Source organism: Fulvivirga sediminis (assembly GCF_016757215.1).
In the GTDB taxonomy this organism is placed as follows: Bacteria; Bacteroidota; Bacteroidia; order Cytophagales; family Cyclobacteriaceae; genus Fulvivirga; species Fulvivirga sediminis.
In genome coordinates this window covers 90,435-108,920 of sequence record NZ_JAESIY010000002.1, presented here as the reverse complement: position 1 = coordinate 108,920, position 18,486 = coordinate 90,435, and the positions used below count along the sequence as shown (strand labels likewise).

Here is an 18,486-nt window from a genome sequence, read left to right as displayed (position 1 = left end):
TTTTTAGTTTGAGAAATCAGGAATGCTCCATCAAATTCAAATCATTAAAAGTCCACATTTACACTAAGTGAGTAAATTCTTGGTCTTGGGTAGATGTTGTTATCTATACCTCCTGATATTTCGGGATCAAGACCACTATAGTTAGTAATAAGGAATAAGTTTTGTGCGTTAGCAGCTAACCTCAAACCAATTTTTTCATTCCACAATCTGCCCACATCATAAGACAGGCTCATGTTTGACATTCTTAAGAAAGAAGCATTTTCTACGTAATAATCAGATAGCCTCCTATTGGTTTCATTTATACTTCTGAAGTTAGTTTCTTTAACGTTATCTGTGAGGTTGGTTATGTAATTTGCATAATTGAGGTTTCTATATGTAGCGTTACCAGAATTTATGTTATTATAAACATAATTTCCAACGCTTCCACTGAGTAGAAAACTCAATGTCCATTTATCATATGATAGTGTACTGTTAAATCCAAAGTAGAATTTGGGTGCAGGTGACTTATATCGATACAGGTCATCACTATTTATGATGTTATCATTATTCCTATCTACATAAACATCTTCTATTGGTTTCCCATTTTCATCATAAACCTGTTGGTATACATAGAATGCGAATGGTTGGCTGCCTACAGTATGTATTTGTACTGTATTACCATTACTGAAGTTCCCTACAGGTATTCCTTCAGAGTTTTCGTCACTTGTTTTACTCAGATTAACGATTTCTGTTGTGTTGTAAGTAGCATTAATGCCTAAATCCCATTCAAATTTATTGGTTGTAATAGCATTGTAGTTCAAGGCTAATTCAACTCCTTTATTTTCGATGCTTCCAACATTGGTAAATAGCCTGTTAGTAAGGTTAGAGCCAGCAGCTACGGTTACCACAGCTAATAAGTCATCAGTTTTCTTATAGTAGAAGTCTAAACTACCAGTTAGTTTGTCATTCCATAAACCATAATCAATACCGGCATTGTAGGTAGTGGTTTCTTCCCATTTGATATTTTTATCATATGCTTCCGGCCTCAAAGTGGTGTAAAATTGATCACCTAATTGATACTGTGCATTTTCATTACTGTAGGTATATCTTGGCAAGTAAGGGAAATAATCGCCAAAGTCTTGCTGTCCGGTAATACCATAACCCACACGAAGTTTCATGTCAGAAACCAGTTTAGAATCTTTAAGGAAACTTTCACTCTTAACCTTCCAAGCTAGGGCTAGTGAAGGGAATAAGCCCCATCTATTATCTTCGCTGAAGCGAGATGAACCATCAGCTCTTAAAGTAGCAGTAAGTAAATACTTATCCATGAAACCATAGTTTAATCTACCAAAGTATGACTTTAGTCTATATTTTGGGTTCATAGGTACTGCGGCGGGAGTTACTACAGCGCCTTCAGCATTAAGCTCATCATAAGTATGGTTATCTATTTTAAAATCCTGATATGAATAACCTGCTGTGAAATCAATTTTACTATTGATAGAAACTAATTCGTGCTTGTAATTCAAATAGAAGTCAGCCAAGTAGTTCGATTTATCTTGTCCGTACTTTGTAAAACTACCTCCTTGAGTATATGCGAAAGCGGCTTCTGCTGGTATATCATTAGAACCTTCACTTGTAGATACATCATAACCTAAGTTAAGATTAGCACTTAATCCGTTTAAGAAAGGTAATTGATAATCTAGCTGAACATTACCAATGCTTCTTTTGGCTTCTCCAACATTGTGACTTTGAGCTAACAAACTCACAGGGTTGTACGAGGTTTGGGTAATGGGGTTGCCTTCATTATCTCTCCATTGAGTATAGTTTCCAAACTGATTTTCACTGAATACAGGTTGGGTAGGATCATAAGAAATGGCACTGCTAATAGCACCTTGATCCGCAAATCTATTTTTAGAATAGATTCCTTTTACATTAAAAGTGATTTTTAAAGCATCATCTAATAGGTAAGGAGTAAGCGTAATAGCCGCTGTAGTTCTTTCCAGATTAGAAGTTTTTACTACTCCATCTTGGTTTAAATATCCTAAAGATACCCGATAAGGTAGATTTTTTAAAGATCCTGATACGCTTAGGTTATTGTCAGAGCTGATGGCATCTTTAAAAATTTCATCTTGCCAGTCAGTGTTAGCATTGCCTAACAGATTTTCTTGTGTTGGAGCGTATTCAGCTACTACTTTTCTAAATTCATCTGCTGAAAGCACATCTACTTTTCTTGGTACAGTAGACACTGACGTCAGTGTGCTGAAGTTTACTTTGAAGTCCTGACCTGACTTACCTTTTTTAGTATTGATAATCAAAACACCGTTAGATGCTCTTGAACCATAAATAGCAGTAGCAGAGGCATCTTTAAGCACGTTTACAGATTCTATATCATTAGGGTTAATGAAGCTTAAAGGATTTGAAGATCCTGCAACATTATTATTATCCAAAGGCACGCCATCGATAACAATCAAAGGATCATTACTAGCGTTTAATGAAGAACCTCCACGTATTCTGATAGTACTACCTGAGCCAGGAGCCCCTCCATTAGACGTAATCTGAACACCAGCTACTTTTCCTGAAATTAATTGATCAGGAGATGTAACTTGTCCTGGGTTGAAGTCTTTTTCAGAAATACTTGCCACTGAACCTGTTACATCACTTTTCTCTTGAGTACCATAACCAATTACTACCACTTCAGTAAGTGAAGTAACATCAGGCATAAGCATTATATTAAGGTTAGTCTGATTTTGAACAGTTACTTCTTCCTTTATATAGCCAATGAAAGAGAAGATTAGAACACTGCTCTCATCAGGTACTTCAATAGAAAAGTTACCTTCAAAGTCCGTAATGGTACCCTGAGAAGTACCCTTTATAAGGATGTTTACACCAGGTAGAGGATTACCTTCCTCGTCTTTTACTATACCTTTTACGGTTTGTGACATTATCACCTCTTCCACTATTGGGGCTTCTGTAGTCACTGATTTTGATACATCAATTTGGTTATTAACTCTTCTGAAATTTAAAGAGGCCGATTCTCCTACCTCTTTTAGAATAGTAGCGATAGATTGTTTATTTCCATTAAAACTAAATGTGATGTCTGTAGGTAAATCTTGAGATTCATATGCGAATTGGAATCCTGATTGATTCTCTATTTCGCTGAAGACATCCTTAATAAGACCATCTTTAAGTTTAATTGATACTTTTATTTCATCAATGCTTAGTTGTTGTGAATTACTTTTGGCAGAAGCAAATGAAAAAAATAAGGCATGCATAACAAAAATGTATAAGCACCATCTAGATAGCATAATCATTTTTTTAAGTACTTTGAATTTCATACTTTAATGAAGTTTTTTAATATTTTTTATAAAACAGTAATAAGTCTATGGATAGGAAACTGATCCTTTCCTATTCTGGGCTTATTGCGCCTAAGAGGTATTAGCAATCATTTTCTTTAACTATTCAAATTTTAATTCCACATGATTTTTATTGATTTTGAAAGTGAAGCGTTCTGTGAATGCCATTCTTTCTAGGACCTTTTCCAGGCTCTGGTTGTTAAACTGTCCTGTATATGATATTTTCTTATTAAGATTTTTAACCTGAATGTTTACCCCATACCAGCGTTCTAATGTTTTCTTTATGGTATCAAAATTGTCTTGAGAAAAAGCAATGATGCCCTCTTTCCAAAGTAAGGAAGTGGCGGGGTCGAATTTAGATTTCTTTAAACTGCGTTTTGTTTTGTTAAAACTGACTTGTTCTCCTGGGGTGATGTATAGGGCAGAGTCTGTATTTTGAATAAAGGCCGAATCAGTCACTGTTACTTTTCCAGTAACAAGTTTTACTTGAATATCGGCATCTTCTTCAAATGCATTTATATTAAAGCTTGTCCCTAAGGCAGTAGTAATTATTCCTCCAGAATTAACTCTGAATAGTTTCTTCTTATCTTTTCTCACTTCAAAAAAGGCTTCTCCTTTAAGATTTACCAATCTCTCTTCTCCAAACTCTGATGGATACTCAATTCTGCTGTCACTATTGAGCCATACTTTACTCCCATCAGGAAGAACTATTTTCGACTTTCTTCCCATGGGGTTACTCTTTATTACTTTAGATATTACATTTGTAACCTTTTTTTCTTTTGTTAACTTTTTTGGTAGATAAAAAATCAGCGATGTTACGGCTAAAAGGATGGATGCTGCAATGCCTAAAGGCCAATATTTTTTTCTTTTAACAGGTGCTCTGTGTCCTAGTATAGCTTTTAGCACTTCGCTTTTTTCTTCTTCAGATACTGTTTCGGCTTCTTTATGTTGAGAGGAAAGTAGAATCTGTCTGGCTTTGTGAATGTTAGATAGCTCTTCAGGATGGGCCTCAATCCATTTTTTCCAAAATATTTGATTATTTGGGTTTGGATTAAGTACCCATTCTTTAAACTCTCGGTTGAGTAAATAGTGTTCTATGCTCTTTTTCTCCCCTTGCATAATTTGTGTTTTATACCCCTAAGAGTATAAAGGGGATAAAACACCATCACCAATTATTAAAAAAGATCAGAAAAATTTTCTAAGTGTAGAAATAGCTCTGTAGAGTAGGTTTCTTGTAGCCTCTATACTTTTGAAACCCATGATATCTTTTATTTCTAAGTATGTGAGATTATTGTAATAATAGTAATAAATAGCTTCTTTTTGTCTCGAGGAAAGCTGGTTTATTGACTCTTCCATTTTCCGAATCTGACTTTCTTGTATTTGCTTTTCTATCAGGATATGTTCTGCCGATGCTTGTAAGTCAAAATCTAGAGGGGCAGCTTCATTGGAGATCTTCCTGTTACTTTTCTTCAATTCTCGCAGAAGATTATTTCTAAAAGATTTTATTAAATAAGCTTGAACAGAAAGGACAGCAGGCAGCTTTCTCCTAGATTTACGTATAGTAATAAATGTGTTTTGGATACAGTCTTTAATCAATTCTTTATCGCCGCTAAGTTGTCGGCCATAATTATATAGAATCTGAAAATAACTATTGTAGATGGCTATAAAAGCAGACTCACTTCCTTTTCTGAACTCATCCCACACTTTTTCATCTGGAAGTAGTGTTACGCCTTGCGTTGCTGAATCCTTGGTATCTAATCGGCGAATCGTTTCTTTCTCTTCTCTATATCCAACCATAGCTACCGGAAATTTAGTGAAATTTAATTAAAGAAGTGTTTGATTGACATTTATTATTTTTTGTTTTTCAATAAAAGGTAAATGTCTGATATAGGGGAATATTCCCCTTTTTCATTGTCTTTAAATGCTATTAACGAGATTATATATATAATTGAACCTAACTTAAATGTTGGTTCATGAATAAATAATTAAATACCAGCCTGTTAATCGATGGTATTAAGTAATGTTAGATTAAAGAAATGGTTGGATTTCACAACAAACCACATAAAGTGATTATAGAGTAAGAGTAATATTACTTTGTAATTCATCACCTCATTAGTTTAAGGCTTTAATATTGAATGATTGTAAAATAAAAATGATGAAATAGGGGAGTGCAAAACATTGATCAAAATATAATTATGGGGGTGATTGTTGTAATAATTTTTATCATGGTCCTAGTCGTTTTTTATCTAGTTTTTATAAAGCGAAACCACAGATTTTTGGAAGGTAATAGTGAAGTGGAAAGGCAGTTTGAAATAGAAGTGATGAAAAGCCGTATAGAAATTAAAGAGCAGGCGCTAAAGAATTTTGGCTGGGAACTGCATGATAATGTAGGTCAAATATTGTCAACGGCAAGAATGCAATTGAATTTATTAAGTTTGGATGTTTCGGATGAACTGAAAGGGTCTTTAGATGAAGTGGGCGATTTGATAGGCTCAAGTTTGAGTCAAATAAGGCTTATATCTAAAACGCTTAGCCCAGACAAGATAAAGGGGTTAGGTCTGCTAGAGGCTGTGAGGTTGGAAATGGAACGTTTTAATCGGTTAAAGTTTCTGGATGCAACCCTGAATATTCAAGGAGAGGAAGAGGAGCTTGGAGAGCGAGAACGGTTAATCATGTTTCGCATTTTACAAGAATATTTCTCTAATGTAATCGGGCTGGCTAAGGCGACTCAGTTAAAGGTCAATTTCGAATATTCAAAAAACAGTCTGACCGTAGTGGTTTCTGATAATGGTATAGGGTTTAGTTCTAATAGCTTAAGTGATGGCAGATGGTTAGAGAATATTGGAACCAGAGCCGAACTAATAGGAGCTAAGTACTCTTTTAAGTCTCAAAACTTGCAAGGGACTCAGATGATTTTGAAGTATAATATATGATTAGCATGTCTGAAGACATGCGATTTTATGCTTATCTTTAACAAAGATAATTATCCATGAAATATAAGGTAGTAGTTGTAGATGATCATATCTTGTTTGCGCAAGCGCTTGAAAATTTGGTGAATACATTTGACGAATTTGAAGTGCTTTACCATGCTAAAAATGGTCAGGAATTTCTGCAAAATCTAGAGCAATCCGAAGCTCCCCACATTGCACTTATGGATATTAATATGCCTGTTCTTAACGGCATAGAAACCATGAAGGTGCTTAATACAGATTACAGCGATATTAAGGTGTTGGCTTTATCTATGGATAATGACGAGCAAACCATTATAAGGATGCTTAAGGCTGGGGCCAAAGGTTATTTGCTTAAAGATATTCATCCAGTGGCTTTTCATAATGCACTAAAGACCGTGGTTAAAAAGGGTTTTTACTATTCAGATGAAGTGGCAAATACCGTAATGACTTCTATGCATAAGCCAGAAAATGATGAAATTCAATTGAAAGAAAGGGAAATTGAATTTCTCAAACTGGTTTGCTCAGAGAAGACCTATAAAGAAATTGCCTCCGAAATGTTTCTTAGCCCTAAGACCATTGATGGATATAGAGAGAATTTATTTGAAAAATTGCATGTAAAAAGTAGGATAGGCCTTGTACTTTATGCGATAAAAAACCATCTTTATAAGATATAGTATTAATTCAAGGGGGTTTTTCCCCTCTAGATTAGTGCTTTTCCCTCTAGATATTCCGCTACTCAAGCTATACTTTGCGAAGTATTAAGATTGTCTGTTGTTGACATGACCTAAAACTTATATGGCATGAGTACGAAATTTACATTAAAAAGAATACTGACTTATTTAACCTGTTTGGATACTATTCTCAAATTGCTCCTTGTAGCCTGCATTTTGATTACCACTTTTTCTTTATTTAGTTCATCTGCTTACATTTCTATAAGAAGGGTAAGGCTAGAAAAGTCAACGGGTCCAACAGCCGGTTTGGATTCAGTATCTACCATAATTTATCCTGAAATACTCTTCACGTCTATCCCATATTATTCAGGAGAGCCGTCAGATATAGATTCTGTACTAAGAGCAAATCTTTGAAAGAGTGAAGTATGTTTTGTACCATATTGGCATATTTATTTCCCTTTTTTTGATAAAAATTCTCTTTTTGGGATGCTAAATTACTCATTTCTTACATTCTATAGTTGTAACTGTCTGATAATCAGTGTTAATGTGATGTTGGCATTGTACATGTTATAATTTATTCAAATATCAAATATTTACAATTATGAATAACAAGAGTGGAAAGAACATCGTGCCGGTATCAGGGTTAAATTCATTATCAGAAAATGATAAATTAGATTTCTTAGTATGTATCGATAATACATTAGAAAGAATCAGATATAGAGAGATTTCGATTAATGAAGGATTTATCGAAATGCACCAGAAGCTGAATAGCTTAAACTAAAGCTACCTTCAGCATTTTATAAACATTACTTTAATCAGACAGTTTTATATACAAAAACGTGTATAAATGGCTGATGAAGAAAATGCATCTGTAAAAAAAAGTAAGTTACCTCTTATTTTATCTGTAGGTTTAGTAGTAGCAGTAGTGTTATGTTACTTTCTTATACCAGATGTAAAGCAATTTTGTCAGGAGGCATGGAATGTACTCTTGAGTGAGGATAAAGAAAAAACCAGCAAGTGGGTTAGCCAGTTTGGTGCTTTTGGGCCAGTAGTAATAGTACTGGCTATGATTGTGCAGATGTTCTTAATAGTAATTCCATCACCATTATTGATGGTAGTATCTGTACTGGCCTACGGTCCTTGGTGGGGGAGCCTAATTATATTAGTGTCCGTTTTTTGTGCATCTAGCATTGGTTATATTATAGGTGCGTACTTAGGGCCGCCTGTAGTGAAGAAAATATTAGGTCCCAAAGCAGAGGGAAAAGTTGAATCTTTTTTGGATGAGTATGGTTTTTGGGCCGTTATAGTGACTAGACTTAGTCCATTTTTATCTAATGATGCTATCAGTTTTGTGGGCGGTATGCTCAGAGTGGGGTATTGGAAATTTATTGGGGCCACCCTTATAGGAATTACACCACTTACAATTTTCATTGCGTATCTAGGAAAAAATACAGACCGATTAAAAACGGGTATGATTTGGGCATCTGTAGTGAGCCTTGTCCTATTTTTTGTATATGTATGGTGGGATAAGAAAAGGAATAAAAAGTAAAAAGGCCTTCAATTGGTAAGAAGACCTTTAGTAAATTAGCTTCCTTTTATAAGCCTATTTTAACGCCTAAGGCTAAGGTGAATATATCTGAAACCGACAGATAGTCCATATTTTGTAAATAACTAAGTGCTTCCAGATCATAAGTGCCTAATTCATAGTAAAGCGCTACATGATTAATGTTACCAGGTAGGTCTCTTGTTACTCTACCCCCAATATATGCACCAAATCTCAAAGATGTAGCCCACCAGTAGTAACCATCCGGGTACTCATTAGGTAAAAGTGTGTCAAACTGACTTCCGAAGGAATAACTGAGATATGGGCCTATTGAAAATGGAACTATAGAATAATCTGAATTCGTTTTTATCTTCCAAGGTGAATATGTGCTTTTTAGGGTAATGGAAATGATGTCATCTCCTCCAATGGATTTAGGTAAATATCCTACCATGAAATCAGTCTCTAGTTTATCATGTCCATGCAAGTAGCCTGCTCCGGCAGAAAGGAAGCCAATATTCCCTGCGAACTGTAGCTTGTAATGATCAGGCACATACCATGGTCTCTCTGAGGTTTGGCCAAATGTAGTTGCAGGTAATATGAATAGTATTAAGTAAAAAATATATTTCATAGCATTAAAATTCCATTTGTTCAATTTCCAATCCGTTGTCCCAAAGTTTTATGAGGGAGAACCCTCTATGAAGCATGGCTGTGGTTACAAAGTACCTTATGCCATCATTGTAGTATTCCTTGTCTAAAAAGGAGTGGGTGTGAGCGTGTAAGGATAGTACCACTTTGGGATGGGTGGCCAAAAGGTCTGCATAATCATGCTCTAATTCAGGGTCAAAATCACCATCAAAAGGAGGTACATGTGATACAACAATAATATTTAAGTCATTAGGATTATCTTCGATTTCATTTTGGAGCCAATTAAGATCAGGAATTTTGCCATTGAAATCATATTCTCTGGAATTGGTATTGATCATTATGAACTTATAGTTTCCGTATTCGAAACTATAATTACTTTCTCCGTACATCTTTTTGTATACTTTTCGGCCATTGGCTAATAAATCATGGTTACCGACTACTGTCAGGTAGGGCACGTATAGCTTAGACATGATCTTATTAACCCATTTATATTCTTGAGAGAGGCCAAAGTCAGAAATATCACCACCATGGATTACAAATGAGAGTCCTTTTACGGAATTGGCCTTGTTAACAAAATCATCTGATTCGTCATAAAAACGCTGTGTATCACCCATGAAAATAAATCGCATGGTGTCTTCAGGAGCTTCTTCTGCTTGAATCTTTTGAAGATTCTTTACTGTTAAATCCTTTTCATCACTATCCAGGATGATTTGATTTGGGTTGTACTCAAAACAGGCCGATACTAAAAGTATCAGGCCTGCCATCAAAAAAACTTTTTTCACTTAATTAATTACGTTCTATTTAAAATGTATATCTAACACCCACGTTAAGGCCTATACCACTAGCATTAACAAATTGGGTAGGTAAGGTTCTGGCTTCGTTTTCGTTTTCTGAAACTTTAAATTCATCAGAAAAAATAAACTTCTTTTCTGACATAGGTAAATCCTCAAGTTGTCCACCGGGAGTCGGGTTGCCATTTATAGTCGTACGGAAAGATTTGATTTCAGCTTCATCACTTCTCAGAGAAACGCTTTTAAATTCTACTTCTGTGAATATATCAAATCCAGAATTTACAGGGAATAATACACCTATAGCACCTTGATAACCTACACTAAATTTAGGTTGTACTTCAGATTCTGCACGAATCATGACAGTTTCTCCATTTGGTCCGGCATTCATTTGATCTACACTTGTATCAATGGTAAGATCACCTGCAACAGGAATTAGTAAACCTACACGAGCATAAGGGTTGATGCCTTCAAAACCAGGTGTTACTACAAATGCTGGTGCCACATCTATTCCTCGTATATACGCATTCGCAATAGAATGAGATAAAGGTGTAGTCGTTTCTCCTATGGTTTGCTCAGAACCATGGAAATAATAAACACCTAATTCAGCCCCAATGTATTGGTTGAACATATATCCTGCTACTGCTCCCAACTTAAAACCTTCTCCTAATGTTCCTTTAAGTGATTCCACTGTAGTACCGTCCTGATTAACGTTAATTCTGGTAGAAGGTTCGATCCCGGTAATTGAATTTGGATCAGAATCGTTATACTGAGAGCTAGATGCTTTAATAGAATAACCACCTCCCGCTCTTACATAAAAGCCTTGTCCGAAAGAGACCGTAGAGATGAAAAATGCAAGCGTTAAGATTCCTAAAAACGGAATGAATTTCATACGTGATAATTTTTCTTTGTTCATGAGTATTTTTAGTTAGCGTTATGATCTTTCGATCCATTTGTTTACAGATGTCAAACATACCTCCAAAATATTACTCATATGACATTTTGGGTCTAAATTATGTTTAGACATTCGTTAGGTGCAGGTTTTCCCTTCAGAAATATATTTTGTGCTATGTTTTAATTTCTACAGAGTGTAGGTATAAATTCCCATTATACAGCAGGCTATTTTGTTAAACCTCTGTTTTTTGAATTAAATGACTAATCATATTCCGGTATAATATTTTTATAGGATAGGATATGAAATACGATATTGATCAACTAAACCTGATCCCACAAATTCCTCGATGGCAATTATCAGAGTATCCTCAAGATGTAATGCTGGCCAAAAGACGGCAGGATAAATGGATTTATCACTCAACCGAGCAGGTGGTTGATAAAATAAATCGGATTAGTGCGGGGCTGTTAGGCTTAGGAGTAAAGCAGGATGATAAAATAGCTATTATATCAGGTAATTGTCCGGAATGGAATTTCATTGATTATGGAGTGCAGCAAATTGGGGCTGTTACAGTGCCACTGTATGCCAAAATGAGTACTGATGAAATTCAATATATCTTAAATGATGCAGAAGTAAAAATAGTATTTACTGATAATGAAGCGGTGATTGAAAAGATTAGTCGGCTGAAAATTAGTTCTAATACTACCCTCCCGGTTTATTTGCTAGAAGACTATCATAAGCATTCTTATATCAAATTACTCAAAGAATATACGGTTGAAGTAGAGAATGAGATAGCCAGCAGGATGCAACGCGTGCAGGAAAATGATACAGCTACCATCGTTTATACTTCTGGTACTACGGGGCAGCCAAAAGGAGTAATGCTTAGTCATAAAAACATACTTTCTAATGTTAAAGCCTGCTTGTCACTCATGCCTGTTACTACAGAGCATAATGCTTTAAGTTTTTTGCCGTTAAATCATGTTTTTGAGCGGATGCTTAATTATTTGTATATGGCGGCCGGCATATCTATCTATTATGCTGAGAAGGTAGATACCATTGCTCGAGATATTAAAGATATAAAGCCTCACATTTTCACCACCGTACCACGCTTATTAGAAAAAGTATATGAAAAAATAGTAGACAAAGGGAAGGAACAAAAGGGTATCAAAAGGATTATTTTCTTTTGGGCACTTCGTTTGGCCCAGCGTTATGATTTCACAGGAAAGAGCTGGTGGTATAATCAGCAGTTGAGCTGGGCTAATAAGTTTGTGTTTAATCAATGGAGAGATGCTTTAGGGTGTAATATAGTAGCTATTATTTCGGGAGGAGCTGCTTTGAATGAAAAAGTGAATCGTGTTTTTAATGCCTCAGGTATATCAGTAATGGAAGGCTATGGTCTCACGGAAACTTCACCGGTGATTGCAGTAAACAGGTTTGAACAAGATCAAAGAAAAATAGGCACGGTAGGGCCGCCATTAGATAATGTTGAGGTAAAAATAGCGGAGGATGGTGAGATTTTGTGTAAAGGACCAAGTGTGATGAAGGGATATTATAAGCAAGAAGAAAAGACAGCGGAGGTGCTTAAGGAGGGTTGGTTTTATACAGAGGATATAGGTGAGTTGAATGATGGTTTTTTGAAAATCACAGATCGCAAAAAATCTATTTTCAAGACTTCTGGAGGAAAATATGTAGCACCTCAAAGCATAGAGAAAGTACTGAAAGAGTCTCACCTGGTGGGGCAGATGATGGTGGTGGGAGAGGGACGGAAAATGGTTACAGCCTTAATAGTTCCTGATTTCGATAACCTAAAAAACTGGTGCGAAAAGAATAATATAAAATTTGATTCAAAGGAAAAAGCGATTAAAAGTGATGAGGTCATAGCCCGATTTAATGAGATGATTGATAGAAAGAATCAAAAGCTCAATCATACAGAGCAAATAAAGGACTTTAGGCTACTGGCGGAAGAATGGTCAGAAAATAGGGGAGAACTTACTCCTACTTTAAAAGTGAAAAGGGCTGTGGTTGAGAAAAATTATAAGGATTTGATAGATTCTATGTATGCTGAAGTCAGTAGAAATCATAAAAAAGAATCTACAAAAAGAGAGGCAGAGCAGTCATGATAGCATACAAATAAGTAAAACGAAACTAACCTAAATTAAAATATTCATGATTCAAATAATAACAGACAAATATGAAGATACCGTGGCTATAAAAATGTCCGGTAAGCTTACTCAGGAAGATTATCAGGTGGTAGTACCCCTGCTAGAGAATAAAATTGATCAATACGGTAAAATCAACATCTATTGTGAGGTGATAGAAGTGTCTACCATGAAGCCAGGAGCCATCTGGGAAGATTTGAAGTTTGATGCTAAACATTTTAAGAATTTCAATAGGGTAGCCATTGTAGGAGAGAGGGGCTGGCTGAACTGGTTTTCTACGTTTGCTAAACCTTTCACTACCGCTGAGATCAAATATTATGATAACTATGAAAAGGCACAAGCAATGGATTGGGTAGTAAGAGGAAAGGAGGAGTATGAAACGCAACATTAAACATGTAACTGTACTAGGTTCCGGTACTATGGGCTCTCAGATAGCCTGTCATTTTGCCAACATTGGTGTGAAGGTGCTACTGCTGGATATCTCTCCTAAAGAATTGAATGAAGAGGAAAAGAAAAAAGGCCTTACGCTAGAAGATAAAGAGGTGAGAAACAGGATTGTCAACGGTAGCCTGCAAAGAGTATCTAAGATGAAACCGTCTCCTCTGTATAAAAAGGAGTACATTAATCGTATTACAACAGGAAATTTTGATGATGATCTAGAAAAAATTGGCGAATCTGACTGGGTCATAGAGGCCGTGGTAGAGAAGAAAGATATTAAAGCCTCTTTATATGAAAAGGTGGAAAGCCACCGGAAAGAAACCACTATCGTATCCACCAACACGTCAGGAATTCCCATTCATGATTTGATAGAGGGCCGAAATGAAAGTTTCAAGAAGCATTTTCTGGGGACTCACTTTTTTAATCCTCCCAGGTATCTTGAATTATTAGAGATCATTCCTTCGCCAGGCACTGATCGTGATTTGGTGGACTTTATAAGTGAATACGGAGATAAGTATTTAGGAAAAACTACTGTGGTATGTCATGATACTCCAGCATTTATTGGTAATAGAATAGGGACCTATTGTACCATGCTCACGCTTGAGCTGATGCAAAAAATGGAGCTTTCTGTGGAGGAAGTGGATGTACTAACAGGAAAGTTTGTAGGCAGACCCAAAAGTGCTACTTTTCGAACGGCCGATCTCGTAGGGCTGGATATTTTGGCAGATGTAGCTGGAGGTATTTATAATAATTGCCCTCAAGATGAAGAAAGAGAAATATTTAAACTTCCTGATTTTATTCAGACCATGCTTAAAAATGGCTGGTTGGGAGAGAAGAAAGGCCAAGGCTTCTATAAAAAGGAGAAGGATAAAGAAGGCAATACTACCATACTGGCCCTTAACTTGGAGGATATGTCTTACCATGAAAAAGATAAGCCACGGTTTGCCATTATAGATGAGGTAAAGAAAAAAGATAGCACCGAGGATAAACTGGAAGCCTTTGAGTCTGGCAGTACTTCTACCGTAGGTACTTTTAAAAAGATGTATCTCAATGTATTCGGTAGTGATAACGATAAGGCTATCGCTTTTTTTAGAGAGTTTTATTACCGTCTATTTGCCTATTGCTCTCATAGAATACCAGAAATTACAGGTGACCTATATAAGGTAGATGAGGCTATAAAAGCTGGCTATAATTGGGAGTATGGTCCTTTTGAAATATGGGATATTCTTGGCTTTGATGATACCTACAAGCACATGGAAAAGGCAGGATGCCTGCCATCCGATTGGGTGCACTCCATGAAAATGAAAGGCTTCAATTCATTTTATAAAGTGGAGGATGGCTACAGGAAATACTATGATCAGGAAGCTGGAGCTTATAAGATAGTGCCAGGTAGTGATGAGGTGATATCTCTGGATAATTATCGTGATAAGCATACTGTTTTTTCTAATGACGAAAGTAATGTTTTGGATATTGGAGATGACATTTTATTAGTAGAGTTCACCTCGAAAAGTAATTCCATAGGCTTGGGCGTGATGGAAGGTGTTAATAAAGCCATTGATTTGGCTGAGGATGAGTCCACAGATTATAAAGGAGTGGTGATAGGAAATGAAGGAGAGAATTTTTCTGTAGGTGCTAATCTGGGAATGATAGCTATTAATGCTTTTAAAGGTAAAATTGATGTAGTTGAAAAGGCTGTAGAATCATTTCAGGAAATGTCTATGAGAATCAGGTATTCGTCTATTCCTGTAATTAGTGCAGTGCATGGGCGCGTACTGGGCGGAGGTGCTGAAATAGCCATGCATTCTGATGCTGTGCAGGCTGCGGCAGAGAGTTATATTGGCCTTGTAGAAGTAGGTGCTGGGCTTATCCCAGGAGGTGGAGGAACAAAGGAATTTGCTAAAAGAGCGGCAGATTCTTTTGAAGAATCGGATCCAAATACAGAACATGTGCAGCACAGGCTCATGACCATTGCTCAGGCTAAAACAGGCACTTCAGCACATCAAGCCTTTGATTTGGGGTATCTCGATACCTCTCGAGATGGCATTTCAATGAATAAAAGAAGGGTGGTTACTGATGCTAAAATGCGCTTGTTGCAACTTTTGGATAAAGGTTATGCACCACCAGATAAGACTAAAGTGAAGGTATTGGGTAGAAGTGCATTATCATTTTTCTACACCGCTATTGTAGGTATGAAATATGGCCATTACATCACCGAGTATGAGGAAGAAATAGCTAGAAAGCTAGCCTATGTAATGACTGGCGGTGACGTAACCGGAGAAATGGAAGTGTCGGAGAAGTACTTGCTCAATCTTGAAAAAGAGGCTTTTATGGAATTGGTTCAGAATAAAAAGACCCTCAAGCGAATAGAAAGTTTATTAAAAAAAGGTAAACCATTGAGAAATTAATGATGAACCGATCATAAAGGAATGGTGAATTGACCACTCCGTCTAATATTTCTCAATACTTAACTAAGAATACAATGGACGCATATATTGTAAAAGGATATAGAACAGCAGTAGGAAAGGCTGATAAGGGAGGCTTCAGGCACACGCGCGCTGATGACCTTGCTGTATCAGTAATTAAGCATATTATGGAGCAAGTGCCAAATCTGGATCCTAGCCAAGTAGATGATGTAATAGTGGGTAATGCCGTTCCTGAGGCCGAGCAAGGCCTTCAAATGGGACGGTGGATTGCTTTAATGGCATTGGGTAAAGAGGTGCCAGGAGTAATAGTAAATCGTTACTGTGCTTCCGGGCTGGAAACTATGGCTATGGCCACAGCTAAAATACAGTCAGGTATGGCTAGCTGTATCATAGCGGGCGGAGCAGAATCTATGTCTCAGGTGCCTACCAGAGGTTGGAAAACATCTCCTAATTATAAAACCTCTGTAGATCATGCCGATTATTTCATAGGAATGGGACTCACTGGAGAAGAGGTGGCTGCCCAGTATAAGATTTCCAGAGAAGATCAGGATCAGTTTGCTTATAAAAGTCATATTAATGCCATCAATGCTATTGAAAATGGCTTTTTTAAAAATGAAATAGTGCCTGTAGAAGTAGAAGAGGTCTGGGAGGAAGAAGATAAGAGAGTTTCCAGAAAATTCATAGTAGATACAGATGAAGGACCTCGAAAAGATACCTCTATGGAAGTGCTTGGTAAACTCAGGCCAGTCTTTAGAGAAGGAGGCTCTGTTACCGCAGGTAATTCTTCTCAGAGGTCTGATGGTGCAGCTTTTACTTTGATCATGTCAGAAAAGATGGTGAAAGAGCTCGGTGTAGAACCAATTGCACGCATTAAGGCCTGTGCTTCCGCAGGAGTAGATCCAAGGATAATGGGAATTGGGCCAGTGGAGGCTGTTCCTAAGGTTTTAAAGCAGGCTGGCATGAAACTTTCAGAAATACAGTTAATAGAGCTTAACGAAGCTTTTGCTGCTCAATCAGTAGCAGTAATAAGAGAACTAGATTTGGATCCCGATATTGTGAATGTAAATGGAGGGGCCATAGCACTAGGGCATCCGTTAGGTTGTACAGGCTGTAAACTGTCAGTACAAATGATACACGAGTTGAAAAGAAGAAAGCAGAAGTATGGAATAGTGACCGCTTGTGTAGGCGGAGGACAGGGTATAGCTGGTATTATTGAAGTCCTATAAAATTAAAATTATGGAAGAGTTAGTGTTAACAGAACCCAACGAAGAAACTATTGTAGAAGAACAAGCTCCCAAAAAGGTTAATGTAGACCTTGGCGTGCCTAAGACACAGCGCAAGAGGCTGGTGATAATAGGCGGAGGGTTTGCCGGTATTCATTTGGTAAAGAAGTTAAGTAAATCTAGCTATCAGGTAGTTTTAATTGATAAACATAATCATCATAATTTTCAGCCATTGTTGTATCAGGTGGCTACATCAGGTCTGGAAGCGGATTCCATCGCTTATCCCATTAGAAAAGTACTCTCTGATCATGAAGATTATCATTTTCGAATGGGAGAGGCTCAGGAAATAAAGCCTCATGAGCATGTGCTTGTTACAGATAAAGGAAGTATAGCTTATGATTTCCTCGTGATAGCTACTGGAGCTAAAACTAACTACTTTGGGATGGAGAATGTAGCCAAGCATGCGTACCCCATGAAGAGCGTGGCACAGGCTATGAAGTTGAGGAATACCATACTTGAAAATTATGAAAAGGCTCTTTTAACCAATAACCTTGATGAGAGAGAAGAGCTAATGAATATAGTGATAGCTGGTGGTGGACCTACTGGCGTGGAGATGGCGGGTGCTTTGGCAGAATTTAAAAGGTACATTATGCCAGCGGACTATCCTGATTTGAATATTGAGAGATCAAAAATATATTTGGTAGAGTTGTTACCTGAGCTACTTCCTCCTATGTCTGATGAAGCTTCTAAAAAGTCAGAAGAATACCTTCGAAAGATGGGGGTAATCATAAAAACAGAGACTAAGATAGAAGACTATGATGGGCAGGTAGTAAAAACAGATAAAGGAGATATTCCTTCACGTATGCTCATTTGGACGGGTGGTGTTTCTGCTGCCAGCATACCTGGACTGCCAGATGAAGTGATGGCCAAAGGAGGAAGAATTAAATGTAATGGCTTTGGGCAAGTAGAAGGTTTTGAAAGGATCTATGCATTAGGTGATGTAGCTCAGTTTCATTCAGAAGAATTTCCCAAAGGTCACCCTCAGCTAGCAGCTGTGGCTGTGGATCAAGGTGAATTTTTAGGTAAACACTTTAGCAGAATGCATAAAGGAGAGGACTTAAAACCATATAAATATAATAACAAAGGTAGCATGGCCACTGTAGGTAGGTCTAAGGCCGTAGTAGATCTGCCCAATTGGAAATTTCAGGGTGCTTTTGCTTGGTTTGTATGGCTGGGGGTTCATTTGTTTTCTCTCATAGGCTTCAGAAATAAGATAGTGACCTTTACTAATTGGGTGTCAAACTATTTTAGTAGAGATAGACATAGCAGAGTAATCATAAAAGACTAGCCAGATCAAAAAACTCGTATAAAGAATAACATGAGGCCTTTTCCTTTTAAAAAGAGAAAGGCCTCGTTCTTTA

At 36.9% G+C, this 18,486-nt stretch carries 16 protein-coding genes; 10 read left to right on the top strand and 6 right to left on the bottom strand.

The window, feature by feature from the left end:
* Positions 1 to 44 precede the first annotated feature (44 nt).
* The 3 genes from JL102_RS03855 to JL102_RS03845 form a co-directional block, all read right to left on the bottom strand.
* Positions 45 to 3,314 carry a SusC/RagA family TonB-linked outer membrane protein gene (locus JL102_RS03855; RefSeq protein ID WP_202242755.1) on the bottom strand — a complete coding sequence of 1,090 codons (3,270 nt, stop codon included), beginning with the start codon at positions 3,312 to 3,314 and terminating at the stop codon, positions 45 to 47.
* Positions 3,315 to 3,434: 120 nt separating this feature from the next.
* Positions 3,435 to 4,451: a FecR family protein gene (locus tag JL102_RS03850; protein ID WP_202242753.1), complete on the bottom strand. Its 1,017-nt coding sequence runs from the start codon at positions 4,449 to 4,451 to the stop codon at positions 3,435 to 3,437.
* Positions 4,452 to 4,517: 66 nt separating this feature from the next.
* Complete coding sequence (locus JL102_RS03845) at positions 4,518 to 5,129, bottom strand: RNA polymerase sigma factor (RefSeq protein ID WP_202242751.1); 612 nt, start codon at positions 5,127 to 5,129, stop codon at positions 4,518 to 4,520.
* Positions 5,130 to 5,608: 479 nt separating this feature from the next.
* On the opposite strand from JL102_RS03845, the gene JL102_RS03840 reads away from it, so the two are divergent.
* The 5 genes from JL102_RS03840 to JL102_RS03820 all read left to right on the top strand — a co-directional run bounded on the left by JL102_RS03840 (position 5,609) and on the right by JL102_RS03820 (position 8,503).
* The gene (locus JL102_RS03840; RefSeq protein WP_202242749.1) at positions 5,609 to 6,265 is read left to right on the top strand and encodes a sensor histidine kinase; all 657 of its coding nucleotides are present in this window, start codon (positions 5,609 to 5,611) and stop codon (positions 6,263 to 6,265) included.
* Positions 6,266 to 6,321: 56 nt separating this feature from the next.
* A complete protein-coding gene (locus JL102_RS03835; protein ID WP_202242747.1) occupies positions 6,322 to 6,957 on the top strand; it encodes a response regulator transcription factor in 636 nt (211 codons plus the stop codon).
* 126 nt (positions 6,958 to 7,083) lie between these two features.
* Positions 7,084 to 7,368 carry a hypothetical protein gene (locus JL102_RS03830; RefSeq protein ID WP_202242745.1) on the top strand — a complete coding sequence of 95 codons (285 nt, stop codon included), beginning with the start codon at positions 7,084 to 7,086 and terminating at the stop codon, positions 7,366 to 7,368.
* A gap of 187 nt (positions 7,369 to 7,555) precedes the next feature.
* Positions 7,556 to 7,735, top strand: a complete 180-nt coding sequence (locus JL102_RS03825) for a hypothetical protein (protein ID WP_202242743.1) — start codon at positions 7,556 to 7,558, stop codon at positions 7,733 to 7,735.
* Positions 7,736 to 7,801: 66 nt separating this feature from the next.
* Positions 7,802 to 8,503 (top strand): TVP38/TMEM64 family protein, encoded by a 702-nt coding sequence (locus tag JL102_RS03820; RefSeq protein WP_202242742.1) that lies wholly within the window; start codon positions 7,802 to 7,804, stop codon positions 8,501 to 8,503.
* 46 nt (positions 8,504 to 8,549) lie between these two features.
* Here JL102_RS03820 and JL102_RS03815 read toward each other — a convergent pair whose 3' ends face one another.
* Genes JL102_RS03815 through JL102_RS03805 form a run of 3 tightly spaced genes read right to left on the bottom strand, consistent with a single transcriptional unit; the run spans position 8,550 to position 10,846 of the window.
* Entirely contained in the window at positions 8,550 to 9,125 is a 576-nt protein-coding gene (locus tag JL102_RS03815; protein WP_202242740.1) for a hypothetical protein, read from the bottom strand.
* Between the two features lie 4 nt (positions 9,126 to 9,129).
* Positions 9,130 to 9,924 (bottom strand): metallophosphoesterase family protein, encoded by a 795-nt coding sequence (locus tag JL102_RS03810; protein ID WP_317191611.1) that lies wholly within the window; start codon positions 9,922 to 9,924, stop codon positions 9,130 to 9,132.
* A 19-nt stretch (positions 9,925 to 9,943) separates the two neighbouring features.
* Positions 9,944 to 10,846, bottom strand: coding sequence for an outer membrane beta-barrel protein (locus JL102_RS03805; protein ID WP_202242738.1), 903 nt, complete (start codon positions 10,844 to 10,846; stop codon positions 9,944 to 9,946).
* Positions 10,847 to 11,124: 278 nt separating this feature from the next.
* Here JL102_RS03805 and JL102_RS03800 point away from each other — a divergent pair, with 278 nt between their 5' ends.
* The 5 genes from JL102_RS03800 to JL102_RS03780 all read left to right on the top strand — a co-directional run bounded on the left by JL102_RS03800 (position 11,125) and on the right by JL102_RS03780 (position 18,413).
* Positions 11,125 to 12,942, top strand: coding sequence for an AMP-dependent synthetase/ligase (locus JL102_RS03800; RefSeq protein WP_202242736.1), 1,818 nt, complete (start codon positions 11,125 to 11,127; stop codon positions 12,940 to 12,942).
* Between the two features lie 46 nt (positions 12,943 to 12,988).
* Positions 12,989 to 13,372, top strand: a complete 384-nt coding sequence (locus JL102_RS03795) for a SpoIIAA family protein (protein ID WP_202242734.1) — start codon at positions 12,989 to 12,991, stop codon at positions 13,370 to 13,372.
* Positions 13,356 to 15,824: a 3-hydroxyacyl-CoA dehydrogenase/enoyl-CoA hydratase family protein gene (locus tag JL102_RS03790; RefSeq protein WP_202242732.1), complete on the top strand. Its 2,469-nt coding sequence runs from the start codon at positions 13,356 to 13,358 to the stop codon at positions 15,822 to 15,824. The genes JL102_RS03795 and JL102_RS03790 overlap by 17 nt, the downstream gene beginning before the upstream one ends.
* Positions 15,825 to 15,898: 74 nt before the next feature.
* Positions 15,899 to 17,068 (top strand): thiolase family protein, encoded by a 1,170-nt coding sequence (locus JL102_RS03785; RefSeq protein WP_202242730.1) that lies wholly within the window; start codon positions 15,899 to 15,901, stop codon positions 17,066 to 17,068.
* Positions 17,069 to 17,078: 10 nt separating this feature from the next.
* Positions 17,079 to 18,413 (top strand): NAD(P)/FAD-dependent oxidoreductase, encoded by a 1,335-nt coding sequence (locus tag JL102_RS03780; protein ID WP_202242728.1) that lies wholly within the window; start codon positions 17,079 to 17,081, stop codon positions 18,411 to 18,413.
* The last annotated feature ends 73 nt before the right edge of the window (positions 18,414 to 18,486 follow it).

Coding starts and splice junctions, on each gene's coding strand:
- JL102_RS03780 (WP_202242728.1), top strand. CDS start 17,079: ATGGAAGAGTTAGTGTTAACAGAACCCAACGAAGAAACTATTGTAGAA.
- JL102_RS03845 (WP_202242751.1), bottom strand. CDS start 5,129: ATGGTTGGATATAGAGAAGAGAAAGAAACGATTCGCCGATTAGATACC.
- JL102_RS03850 (WP_202242753.1), bottom strand. CDS start 4,451: ATGCAAGGGGAGAAAAAGAGCATAGAACACTATTTACTCAACCGAGAG.
- JL102_RS03825 (WP_202242743.1), top strand. CDS start 7,556: ATGAATAACAAGAGTGGAAAGAACATCGTGCCGGTATCAGGGTTAAAT.
- JL102_RS03820 (WP_202242742.1), top strand. CDS start 7,802: ATGGCTGATGAAGAAAATGCATCTGTAAAAAAAAGTAAGTTACCTCTT.
- JL102_RS03800 (WP_202242736.1), top strand. CDS start 11,125: ATGAAATACGATATTGATCAACTAAACCTGATCCCACAAATTCCTCGA.
- JL102_RS03790 (WP_202242732.1), top strand. CDS start 13,356: ATGAAACGCAACATTAAACATGTAACTGTACTAGGTTCCGGTACTATG.
- JL102_RS03795 (WP_202242734.1), top strand. CDS start 12,989: ATGATTCAAATAATAACAGACAAATATGAAGATACCGTGGCTATAAAA.
- JL102_RS03855 (WP_202242755.1), bottom strand. CDS start 3,314: ATGAAATTCAAAGTACTTAAAAAAATGATTATGCTATCTAGATGGTGC.
- JL102_RS03830 (WP_202242745.1), top strand. CDS start 7,084: ATGAGTACGAAATTTACATTAAAAAGAATACTGACTTATTTAACCTGT.
- JL102_RS03835 (WP_202242747.1), top strand. CDS start 6,322: ATGAAATATAAGGTAGTAGTTGTAGATGATCATATCTTGTTTGCGCAA.
- JL102_RS03815 (WP_202242740.1), bottom strand. CDS start 9,125: ATGAAATATATTTTTTACTTAATACTATTCATATTACCTGCAACTACA.
- JL102_RS03805 (WP_202242738.1), bottom strand. CDS start 10,846: ATGAACAAAGAAAAATTATCACGTATGAAATTCATTCCGTTTTTAGGA.
- JL102_RS03785 (WP_202242730.1), top strand. CDS start 15,899: ATGGACGCATATATTGTAAAAGGATATAGAACAGCAGTAGGAAAGGCT.